The following is an 11,565-nucleotide window of genomic DNA, read 5'->3' on the forward strand; positions in this document are numbered from 1 at the left end:
TGACTATTGGCGATTACAACTGCAAAGATTGCATCGAATCGTCACCAGTTAAACGAACACTAAACAACGTCAGGCTGATCTGGTTGCCTGTGCCCACCACGGCTATGCGAACTTCAAAATTACGAATCTTTTATGACTATCTAAATTACGGTCTGTTATTTGCTTTTCTTATTGTTGTCATGAGTTAAGTACAAGCTTGTGCAACAGCTACAATATAAAAATAATGAAAACAGAAATCTCACACCCCGCTGGTTTATATTCTTAAACTTCGGAAATTTCCACCTGAGGTAAAGGTGAGTTCCGACCGGGAAATGAGTTTCAAAAACCAGAGGATGGATCCCAGCTATGAGCAAATTAACCGAAGGTTATGATTGTGGAGAGTTCTTTGATGAACTGATCGACTGCGAAGGTAAATACAGAGCGTCGTCATGCAGATTACTAAGCTATATCGATGGATTACCCCCTGAAGAGCTTGATAAACGTAAGCTGGCGGCGGAAGCCACCATTCAGGAGATGGGCATCAGCTTCACCGTATACACCGAAGAAGGAAACATCGACCGAGCGTGGCCGTTCGACATTATTCCCAGAACAATAGACGCTAAAGATTGGGAAATAGCAGAAAAAGGACTCAAGCAGCGCCTTACTGCACTCAACCGTTTTATCGACGACCTTTATCACGATCAGAACTGTATCAAAGACGGAATTATTCCCGCCCATATTATTACAGAGTCAAAAAATTTCCGTCCCGAGTGCATCGGTGTTTCGCCCCCTTTTGGTGTGTGGGCGCATATCTGTGGCACCGATTTGGTGCGAGCTGACGACGGACAGTTTTATGTTCTGGAAGATAACCTCCGAGTTCCATCCGGCGTTTCTTATATGCTGGAAAACCGGGCCGTGACCAAGCGGGTTTTACCGGAGCTATTTGAGAACGACAATATCAGAAAAGTAGACTCCTACCCGTCTCAGTTGCTGGATACACTCAAGGCACTTTCACCACGAGATATTACGCGACCTGAGATCGTGGTTTTGACGCCGGGAATCTACAACTCGGCCTATTTTGAACATGCTTTTCTCGCTCAACAGATGGGTGCTGAGTTAGTCGAAGGAGGAGATCTTTACGTCGGCAAAGATGACTGCGTCTACATGAAAACCATCTACGGTCCGGAGCGGGTCGATGTAATCTATCGCCGCATTGATGACATGTTTCTTGATCCTGAGGTATTCGATCCCGACTCCCTACTTGGCGTTCCCGGACTGATGCGAGCATGGAAACAGGGTAATGTTGCACTGGCCAATGCGCCGGGTGCCGGGGTAGCTGATGATAAAGTGGTTTATGCCTACGTGCCGCAGCTGATCAAATACTATTTGGATGAAGAACCTATCCTTCCAAATGTCGAAACCTTCCTGTGCGAAAATGAAACTGACCGGGAATACGTGCTGAAAAACCTCGACAAGCTCGTGGTAAAACCAGCTAACGAATCCGGCGGTTATGGCATGTTGGTTGGCCCCCATTCAAGTAAAAAGGAACAGGCCGTTTTTGCCGAACTTATCAAGAATAATCCGCGCAATTATATCGCCCAGCCAACACTCAAGCTCTCCACAGCTCCAACGCTGATAGAAAAAGGAAAGTTGGAACCAAGACATCTGGATCTGCGCCCGTTTATCCTGCAGAGCAGCAAAACCTATGTGACTGCTGGCGGCCTGACCCGGGTCGCAATGAAAAAAGGATCCCTAGTGGTGAACTCCTCTCAAGGTGGTGGCAGTAAAGATACATGGATCGTAAAAACAGAAGGAGCCAAATGATGTTATCGAGAGTTGCTGAACGGCTGTTTTGGAGCGCCCGCTATCTGGAGCGAGTTGAAAATATTGTTCGCCTGATAAGTGTTTACGATGAACTATTGTTTGATTTACCAAAGGATGTGCGCATTTCTTGGTACAACCTAATAGAAATAAGCGGCAGTGTGCCCGAATTTACAAAAAAATATAAAGATAAGAGCGAAAGAAACGTTGTGCGCTTTTTGCTCGCCAGTGAAGACAATCCAAGTTCGATGCTATCTTCTCTAAAAATGTTACGCGAGAATATCCGTACAACCAGAGACGTTGTCCCTGAAGAAATGTGGGAGCTTATTAATGAGCTGGACATCTATGTTCGGAAGAATCTGCAAAAAGGGATAAACCGAGGTGAGCGTTATGCTTATCTGAATACAGTGATAGAGGGTTGCCAAAAGATCATCGGATTGCTGAGTAATGCCATGAGCCGAGATGCGGCTTGGAGCTTTATCATTATGGGACGTTATCTGGAACGTACCGATATGAACACTCGTATTCTGGATTCAGCCGTCAGCCTAAAGATAAAAGCCCTACCGGAAGAAGAGGTCTTACTGGAACAGGTAATCTGGCCTAAGGTGCTCAAATCTCAAAGCGCTTATCAAAACTACCTTCGAACCATGCGCTCCGGCATCGATGGTGTAAATACCACGACCTTCTTACTGACCGACGAATATTTTCCACGTTCTCAGGCATTTTGCCTAAAGCAGATCAAGAGCGCAGCCACTTATCTGCCTCGCCACGAGGAGATCATACTTCACATTGATCAATTGCTGTCCGCCACCTACAGCATTGAACACAACGAAAGTATCTGCCAAGAGTTCAGCGACTATCTGAACGATATCCAGCTTGCACTGATAAACCTTCAGGCTGAAATTTGTGAAACCTGGTTCCACTTTAATCACGGAGATGCGGCATGACCATACGTGTAGCCATCCAGCACAAAACCTCGTATAAGTTCGACCGCGATGTGAAGGTCTCACCTCATTTATTGAGGTTAAGGCCAGCTCCTCACTCTCGTACCCATATTCACGGTTACTCACTTAAGATTGAGCCGGAAGAACACTTTATTAACTGGCAACAGGACCCGTTTGGTAACTATCAGGCAAGATTGGTATTCCCGGAGAAAATGCGTGAGCTGAAGTTTGAAGTGGAAGTGATCGCTGATATGACGGTGATTAACCCATTCGACTTCTTTATCGAAGAGTACGCTGAGAATTACCCGTTTGATTACGAAGCACTTTTGCAAGAAGAACTTGCGCCTTATCTGTCGGTAACTGAATCGTGTAAAGAGTTAGACCACTGGCTGGCAGATGTAGACCGCAGTGAAAAACGTATCGTCGATTTTCTGGTGGAACTAAACAGCAAGTTGGCAGGACAGATAGAGTACGGTATTCGCATGGAACCGGGGGTGCAAACCTGTGAGGAAACCTTAACCCTGAAAAAGGGCTCCTGCCGGGATACTTCCTGGTTACTGGTTCAAATACTGCGCAGTCTTGGCCTGGCAGCACGCTTTGCTTCCGGTTATCTGGTTCAATTAACCTCTGATATTAAATCTTTGGATGGACCATCTGGACCAGAAGAGGACTTTACCGACCTGCACGCATGGTGTGAAGTTTATCTGCCTGGAGCGGGCTGGATCGGTCTGGATCCAACCAGCGGCTTGTTTGCAGGAGAAGGTCATATTCCGCTAGCCTGTACCGCAGACCCTATCTCTGCCGCGCCCATTACTGGCATGACAGAAAAGTGCGAATGCGAGTTTGAGTACAGCAACACGGTGATCCGAATCCATGAAGATCCGCGAGTAACCAAACCCTACACCGATGACGAATGGGAAAACATCAAAGCGCTTGGCTCTGCAGTGGACAAAGAGCTGGATGAGATGGACGTGCGCCTGACTATGGGCGGAGAACCGACATTCGTATCTATTGATGATATGGACTCGGCACAATGGAATACTAAAGCGCTGGGGGCGGATAAGCTCAAACTGGCAAAAGATCTGCTTATCAGCCTGAAAGACAAATTCAACACCCACGCACTGCTCCACTACGGTCAAGGTAAATGGTACCCGGGCGAAGAGTTACCACGTTGGGCGCTTGGCTGTTTCTGGCGTACCGATGGAGAAGCGCTATGGCACGATCCATCCTTGCTTGCACGGGTAGACCGAGACTACAAACATACGATTGAGGATGCCGAACGTTTCGGGCTGCAGCTTTGTGAGCGATTGGGAATTCATAATCAGTATCTGCAACCAGCCTATGAAGACTCGCTTTACTACCTATGGTTAGAGCGCTCCCTACCGGAGTCTGCCAACCCGAAAAAAGCCAAGCTGAGCGATGATATGGAAAGACGCCGTCTGGCAAAACTGCTGGGACGCGGGCTGGAAAGCGTTAGCGGCTACGTGCTTCCGGTTTCATTTGACGGACAAAGTTGGCGTAGCTCACTTTGGCAGATGCGAAGTGATGTGATCACGCTTATCCCCGGGGATAGCCCAATGGGATACAGGCTGCCGCTGGATTCTCTCCCGCATGTCAGCGAAGAGGAGATCCCGCATGAGCGTGATCCGTTCGAAACCAGAGAGGCACTACCCGTCTATTCGTTAACGGATACTGTCGCCCAGCGCCAACAGCCTCAGGAATCACCGGCACAAGACGCAAAAAGCAACAAAAAGACGGTTGATGTTATCCGTACTTCGATTTGTGTCGAGCCAAGAGACGGCCGATTACATCTGTTTCTGCCACCAGTGACTCATCTGGAGCACTATGTCGAACTCATCTATCAGATTGAGTCAACCGCTAACGCACTCTCTATTCCGGTTGTCATTGAAGGTTACGAGCCACCGAAAGACTATCGTTTGCAAAAATTCCTGATCACTCCTGATCCGGGTGTAATAGAGGTGAATATTCACCCTTCAAGAAACTGGCAGGAACTGGTGGAGAACACAGAGATTCTCTACGAACAGGCTCACCAGTGTCGTTTGGGCACAGAGAAATTTATGTTGGATGGCCGCCATACGGGTACTGGTGGTGGTAACCACATTACTCTTGGAGGTCCGACACCAGCGGACAGTCCTCTACTGAGAAAACCGGATCTATTACGAAGCTTGGTTAACTACTGGCAGCACCACCCTGGTCTTTCTTACCTCTTCTCCGGCATGTTTATCGGCCCAACCAGTCAGGCACCGCGTCCCGACGAAGGCAGAGATGAAGCCTTGTACGAGATGGAGATCGCCTTCCAGAACTTCCCTGAAGGTCTGGTCGATCAACCGTGGTTAGCCGACAGACTGATGAGAAACCTGCTGGTGGATGTGACCGGAAACACTCACCGTTCTGAGTTCTGTATCGATAAACTGTATGCGGCAGGCACCAGCAGCGGAAGACAAGGTCTGCTGGAATTCCGTGGATTTGAGATGCCACCGCATGCCAGAATGGCTCTGGTACAGACGCTCTTACTGCGCTGTCTGGTAGCACGCTTCTGGAAAGATCCTTACCACAAGCCTCTGGTACGTTGGGGCACCACCCTTCACGATAAGTTCATGATGCCTTATCACGTATGGCAAGATATCAAAGAAGTAGTCGACGACCTCCAACGCCACGGCTTCCCGTTTAAGCTGGAGTGGCTGGCACCATTTGAGGAGTTCCGTTTCCCTCATTACGGCCGACAACAGATCGACGATATTGAGATCGAACTGCGCTGGGCGATTGAACCTTGGCATGTTCTGGGTGAGGAAATCACTCAGACTGGTACAAGCCGATATGTCGACTCCTCTGTGGAGCGTCTGCAGGTTCGCCTGTCAGGGATGACAGATAGTCGCTATGTGCTGGCTTGTAATGGTCGTCGTGTACCGTTGAAACCAACAGGCAGAAAAGGCGAGTACGTGGCAGCCGTACGCTACAGAGCCTGGGCTCCGCCTTCGGCACTGCATCCGACGTTAGGAATAGATTCTCCGCTGATATTCGATTTGATCGACAGCTGGAACGGCGTCTCTATTGGCGGTTGCACTTACCACGTCAGCCACCCGGGCGGCAGAAGCTACGAAACCTTCCCGGTTAACGGAAACGAAGCAGAGGCTCGTCGGGTAAACCGTTTCTGGGATCATGGCTTTACTCAAGGGCCGCTGAATCCTCCGCCAGAGTTCGATGCACTGCGCAGCTTCTATGAAAATAAAACGGCACCTCGGCCGATGGCACCACCAAAAGAGGAGATATGCCACGAGTATCCAAACACTCTGGATTTGAGAAAACGAAAAAGCCATATTGCCTGAACCTAAAGCGAAAATTGAATGGTAACTGCCTGTTGATGAGCTGGTTGTCGTTCCCGGGTGGTATATACTAGGCAATAACGCATAGGGTAGTAACAAAAAGAGAATATGAGTCAATTCGTTTTAGACTGCAACGGGGCGGCAGAAAATCCGCCCCTCATCGGTCCTTATCAGGCATCAAAGCAGGCCTATGATGAGGCATATGATGAAAACAACCAGATCAGAGAACACTGGCAGCCTCTGTTTAATCATTTTGACAAACTGAAAGTTGAAAGACTTGAGGATTTGCAAAGGCGTGCACAGAGAATTCTGCGTGACGACGGTGCGACTTATGATCTGAAAAACGATCCACTCTCTCCAACGATGTGGTCTCTGGATGTCATCCCTAATATTATCGATCAGAGTGAATGGGAAGAGACCGAGCAAGGCTTGGCACAGCGTTCAGAGTTGTTTGACCTTATCCTGAAAGATATATACGGTGAGCAACGCCTTATCAAAGACGGAGTGATACCGGCAGAGATTGTTTTCGCCCACCCAGGTTTCTTGCGCCAGTGTCACGGCATTGATATCCCGGGATTGAAAAATCTTATCTTTCACTCCATCGATCTTGTCCGAGACTCGGACGGCTCCTATGTGGTCATAAGTGACAGAACTCAAGCCCCATCAGGAGCGGGATATGCTCTGGAAAACCGCACCGTTATCTCCAGAGTACTGCCATCTGTATTTCGTCGCAGCAATGTAAGACGCCTTTCCAGCTTCTTCCAGACCTTGAGAAACACCTTAAGCCAGCTCGTCGCACACAAGACCGATACACCCAGGATCGTTCTTTTAACACCTGGGTCTGCAAGCAGTACCTATTTCGAACATTCGTATCTGGCCAACTACTTGGGCTACCCTCTGGTACAGGCCGGGGATTTAACGGTAAGGCGCGGCAAAGTATGGCTGAAATCCCTGACCGGACTATCTCCAGTGGATGTCATTCTGCGTCGTACGGATGACAACGACTGCGACCAGTCGGAGCTGAGGCCAGATTCCTGTTTCGGTATACCGGGACTGCTAGAGGCCGCCCGAAGTGGCAACGTGGTGCTCGCCAATCCTCTCGGAAGTGCCGTGCTCGAATCTCCTGTGCTGATGGCATATCTTCCACAAATATGCGAATACTTGCTGGGTGAACCTTTGAAGTTGCATAGCGTCGATACTTACTGGTGTGGTGTCGATGACGCGATGCAATTTGTGACGCAGAATCTTGAAAAACTGATCATCAAGCCTGCATATCGACACGCGAACAGTCGGACCATTTATGGCCACTGTTTATCAGCAGACGAAAAGATAAAAACGCTGGAGATGATTAAGGCTAACCCGAAACAGTATGTGGCGCAGATTTATATTCCCGGTTCCACGGTTCCGGTCTGTTCAGAATCAAAGATAAACCGCCGACATAGTCTGCTGAAAGCCTTTACGGTTGCAGACGGCGACAGTTACTGTGTTATGCCGGGCGCGTTAAGCCGGGTTACTCAGTCCGACCAGGACTACATTGTGACCAACCTATCTGGCGCTAGCAGCAAGGATACCTGGATAACAGCAGATGAACCTGATCTCACGCACCAGTCACTGCTTGACGATTCTGGCTTCCATGTTGCTCAGAAAGGCAACGTACCTAGCCGGGTTGTAGAGAACTTCTTCTGGTTCGGACGTTATGCTGAGCGAGCAGAGCTGAGCATTCGCCTGATGCGGGTGCTATTTAAACAACTCAATGGTATCGAGGTGCTCTCGCCTTCCGCTCGGAATATTCTGTTAAGAGCTATCTCTTTGCAGACTAATTGCCTGCCCGGATTTTTAGCTGGCAGTTCAGAACTGCTGGAAAACCCGGATGAGGAACTGGCTGACTTGGTGGTGAACGGCAACCGAATCGGCAGCATCAAATCCAACCTGCTGGCGATGCTCACCTGTGGTGATCAGGTGCGGGATCGACTCTCTGCAGATACCCGGATTATTCTTAACAAGTTGCGTGACCATCTAAACGAGCTGGACAGAGCATACACCAGCGGCATACCGGATGATCCGGAGGAGTCACTCGATAACCTGGTGACCACTCTGCTGGCACTATCAGGACTTAGCAACGACAGCATGTTAAGAGGTGAAGACTGGATATTCCAGCAAATCGGCCAGCGCACTGAAAGGGCGATTCAGACCGCAAAAATGTTGCAGTCAACATTAAGCGTCAGACTGGACAGTTTTCCGCAGCAACAAGTACTGGAGTCAGTGCTTCTCAGTATGGAAGCGCTTATCTCCTTCAGAAGGCGCTATCGTACCAGAACCCGGGTGCCGTTTGGTCTGGATCTGTTGATGGTTGATCCTTCGAATCCGCGGTCACTGGTCTATCAGACAGAAAAACTAAAAGAATTTCTGGGTATGTTGCCACGCAGTAAAGCCTTTATTCCAGGCGGCTTAACCAGCGAAAACAGACTTATCCTGCTGACGCTGAACGATATTCAGCTCACCGATTTGGAACACCTTGCAAGGGCTAATCCGAACAATCAGACCAGAGAAGCACTTAGCGCTTTGATGGATAAGATAATCGCCCAGCTAGAACAGTTTACCTCACTAATCAGCGATAAATACTTTGATCACACTGTAGGACCTCAGCAGTTGATAAAACCCAAATGGAAATTGGATGTATGAGATATAAAGTCCAGCATAAAACGACCTACTCCTATAGTGCACCGGTAACCCTTTGTTACAACATGGCGCATTTATTACCGAGGGATACCACGAATCAGCGTTGTTTTAACCGAAAGATCAAGGTCACCCCACGGCCATTGTATCAAAATGAGGGACATGACTATTTCGGTAACGAAACCTTTTACTTCTCGATTCAAGAGCCACACCGGGAACTGACTATCGATGTCACCAGCATTTTAGAAATACAACCTCATAATTGGGCAGAGCTGGTAGAAAACCACACACTGACCTGTGGTGAGCTTCGCGGCATACTGAGCAGAGCTGAAAGTGCTGAGGTCAGGATGGCACAGGAATTCTGTCTGGACTCTCGACAAATTAAGCGCTCAGAAAGTCTAAGGCAATATGCTGAAGAAATATTTAGCGACAACCAGCCAGTACTAAAAGCAGCAATGGCATTTACTCATAAAATATTTACTGAGTTTACTTTTGATCCGACAGCAACCGACGTGACAACCCCGACTGAGCAAGTGCTTAAGGAGAAACGGGGCGTATGTCAGGATTATGCCCAACTGGCGATAGGTTGCGTCCGTTCAGTCGGCCTCGCCGCTCGCTATATGAGCGGTTACATAGAAACTCTGCCACCTCCTGGTGAAGAAAAGCTCGTAGGTGCGGATGCCTCTCACGCTTGGTTTGCCATCTTTGTGCCCGATCTTGGTTGGGTAGAATTTGATCCAACTAACGATCTCATCGCTCACGATCAGCATATCGTTACCGGTTGGGGACGCGATTACGCCGATGTTCCCCCACTACAGGGCGTGGTGTTTGATGGTGGTGAAACTCACAACCTAAGTGTGTCGGTTGATGTGGCTAGGGTTTGAAACAGATGGTGCCCGATCCAAACCATTTAGAAGCACTCTAGAAGCACCGTGATACGAGGCAACATCCATACTCACCCGAATCGCTTATTACCAATTATCTAGCATCAAGGCTACTACGGAAAAACACTTAACGGTAAGCAATTGGGCGCAAGCGCGTTTGAAAGCAGTACTGTTGAATAATGAATAAAATAAGGGGAGCGTCTAATACTGGACGCTCCCCTTTCAGTTTAAATAACCCGAGTTACCGCGGAGTTTTTTAGCTTATCTTGGCCCATTAAGCCTTAGCAGGAGCACTTTCTGGCAACGTATCTTGCTCTGCTTCGTCTTTATTAAAGCCTTCGTGTAAGTGGTAGTAACGTCGGTAAATAATACCGCTGATGATCATCATGATTGCAGGCAAACCAATCATCATAAACTCAAGCCCCATGATAGTACTTTCTGATTGTTCAACGTTTGGTACGTAACCAACAATCGACAGGCCTACACCGACAATGAAGCCACCGGCTGCACCAGCGAATTTCACAAGCATGGTTTGTACTGAGAAAATAACACTTTCACTACGACGACCTGTTTTGTGCTCACCATAGTCAACGACGTCAGCCAGCATTACCGTTTGCAGTGCGTTTGCAATGCCCACACCAAACTTAATCGCAGCACCAGCCATACCAATCATGAGCGCATTCGCTGGAGCAACAAAACCCATAACTAGTAGTAGTACACAAGAAATAACAGGGAAGCCACATGCGATTAGCCATAAGTTTTTACGTGGAAGAGCCGCTGCAATACGAGGAAATAAGAATACACCAGCAACTTCAGCCACACCTGCTACCATCATGTACACAGGGAATAATTCAGCATCACCCAACGCGTAAGAGAAGTAGTAAATGGCAAAGCCACCAACCAACAGGTTTGCGATTTGGAACGAAAGAACCGTACCGATAAGTGCTTTTAACTGGTCGTTTTTACCAATAATTGCCAGCACATCTTTGAAGTTAAATTTTTCTACAGTATTTGCGTTTGTAGGAGCTGCTTTCTCTTTTACGTTACGCGCAATCAGGAATGCACTCATAACAAACAGTACCGCAATTAGCATTGCCACATTAAAGAAGCCATCGCCTTGGTCACCGTTACCTAACTCACCCACAATGTGCAAGCCATAAGTACCTGTGATGAACCATGCAAGGCTAGCGAATAAACGAGGCCAAACGACTAACTTCTCACGCTCCTCGCGAGAGCTAGATAGCGCTGGAATCATTGACCAATACGGAATGTCCATGATGGTGTAGGTTAGGCCCCACAAGATGTAAGCCGCCGCCGCATAGATGTACAGAGCCGTACCCTCAAACATGTGAGTACTGAAAAGACCAACCAATACCACTGCGTTTAATAGCGTGCCGATCACAATCCATGGACGGAATTTTCCGAATCGAGAGCGAGTGTTATCAACGATCACCCCCATCATCGGGTCGGTGACCGCATCGATGATACGAGCCGCCAGGAAGATGGTACCAACAAATGCAGCAGACAAACCTGCGACATCAGTAAAGTAAAACATTAAGAAGATATAGATAGGAGCACAGGCAAAGTCTTTACCAAGTGCACCAAGACCGTATGAAGCCTTGGTCTGTAGCGTTATTTTATCAGACATAATAGTTCCTTAGTGTCGTACTGCTATGCATTCCCCTAACTAGAATTCATAACGTCGACGTCTTTTATTTATATTTCGATGGTAATGTTACTCACACACCTGTCGCCTTACTGTGATCCATTACCACTTTATGGAAACGTTTACAGTCAGTTTTTCAAAATGAGACATCGAGCAATATTTTCACCTATTAACGCGGACAAACCCTCTAAATAACCACAATTTATCAATATATTACATGAATCATTAATGAAAACGATTTCATGGAAGCG

At 48.0% G+C, this 11,565-nt stretch carries 6 protein-coding genes; 5 read left to right on the forward strand and 1 reads right to left on the reverse strand.

Annotation, left to right across the window (positions count from 1 at the left end; genetic code table 11):
• The first annotated feature begins 345 nt into the window (after positions 1–345).
• The 5 genes from WJM94_RS16350 to WJM94_RS16370 all read left to right on the forward strand — a co-directional run bounded on the left by WJM94_RS16350 (position 346) and on the right by WJM94_RS16370 (position 9,648).
• Positions 346–1,803 (forward strand): circularly permuted type 2 ATP-grasp protein, encoded by a 1,458-nt coding sequence (locus WJM94_RS16350; RefSeq protein ID WP_444495253.1) that lies wholly within the window; start codon positions 346–348, stop codon positions 1,801–1,803.
• Positions 1,800–2,747, forward strand: a complete 948-nt coding sequence (locus tag WJM94_RS16355) for an alpha-E domain-containing protein (protein ID WP_444495254.1) — start codon at positions 1,800–1,802, stop codon at positions 2,745–2,747. The genes WJM94_RS16350 and WJM94_RS16355 overlap by 4 nt, the downstream gene beginning before the upstream one ends.
• Complete coding sequence (locus WJM94_RS16360) at positions 2,744–6,091, forward strand: transglutaminase family protein (protein WP_444495255.1); 3,348 nt, start codon at positions 2,744–2,746, stop codon at positions 6,089–6,091. Before WJM94_RS16355 ends, WJM94_RS16360 begins: the two co-directional genes overlap by 4 nt.
• Positions 6,092–6,196: 105 nt before the next feature.
• On the forward strand, positions 6,197–8,770 hold the full coding sequence (locus WJM94_RS16365; RefSeq protein WP_444495256.1) for a circularly permuted type 2 ATP-grasp protein: 2,574 nt from the start codon (positions 6,197–6,199) through the stop codon (positions 8,768–8,770).
• Positions 8,767–9,648, forward strand: a complete 882-nt coding sequence (locus tag WJM94_RS16370) for a transglutaminase family protein (RefSeq protein WP_444495257.1) — start codon at positions 8,767–8,769, stop codon at positions 9,646–9,648. The genes WJM94_RS16365 and WJM94_RS16370 overlap by 4 nt, the downstream gene beginning before the upstream one ends.
• Positions 9,649–9,922: 274 nt before the next feature.
• Here the strand turns inward: WJM94_RS16370 and melB are convergent, their stop codons facing one another.
• Complete coding sequence (gene melB, locus WJM94_RS16375; RefSeq protein WP_444495258.1) at positions 9,923–11,296, reverse strand: melibiose:sodium transporter MelB; 1,374 nt, start codon at positions 11,294–11,296, stop codon at positions 9,923–9,925.
• Positions 11,297–11,565: the final 269 nt, after the last annotated feature.

The sequence above is a fragment of the Vibrio sp. YIC-376 genome (assembly GCF_052353105.1).
In the GTDB taxonomy this organism is placed as follows: domain Bacteria; phylum Pseudomonadota; class Gammaproteobacteria; order Enterobacterales; family Vibrionaceae; genus Vibrio.

Excerpts from the sequence above, each read along its gene's own strand:
- WJM94_RS16365 (WP_444495256.1), top strand. The coding sequence starts at position 6,197 with ATGAGTCAATTCGTTTTAGACTGCAACGGGGCGGCAGAAAATCCGCCC.
- WJM94_RS16370 (WP_444495257.1), top strand. The coding sequence starts at position 8,767 with ATGAGATATAAAGTCCAGCATAAAACGACCTACTCCTATAGTGCACCG.
- WJM94_RS16360 (WP_444495255.1), top strand. The coding sequence starts at position 2,744 with ATGACCATACGTGTAGCCATCCAGCACAAAACCTCGTATAAGTTCGAC.
- melB (WP_444495258.1), bottom strand. The coding sequence starts at position 11,296 with ATGTCTGATAAAATAACGCTACAGACCAAGGCTTCATACGGTCTTGGT.
- WJM94_RS16350 (WP_444495253.1), top strand. The coding sequence starts at position 346 with ATGAGCAAATTAACCGAAGGTTATGATTGTGGAGAGTTCTTTGATGAA.
- WJM94_RS16355 (WP_444495254.1), top strand. The coding sequence starts at position 1,800 with ATGATGTTATCGAGAGTTGCTGAACGGCTGTTTTGGAGCGCCCGCTAT.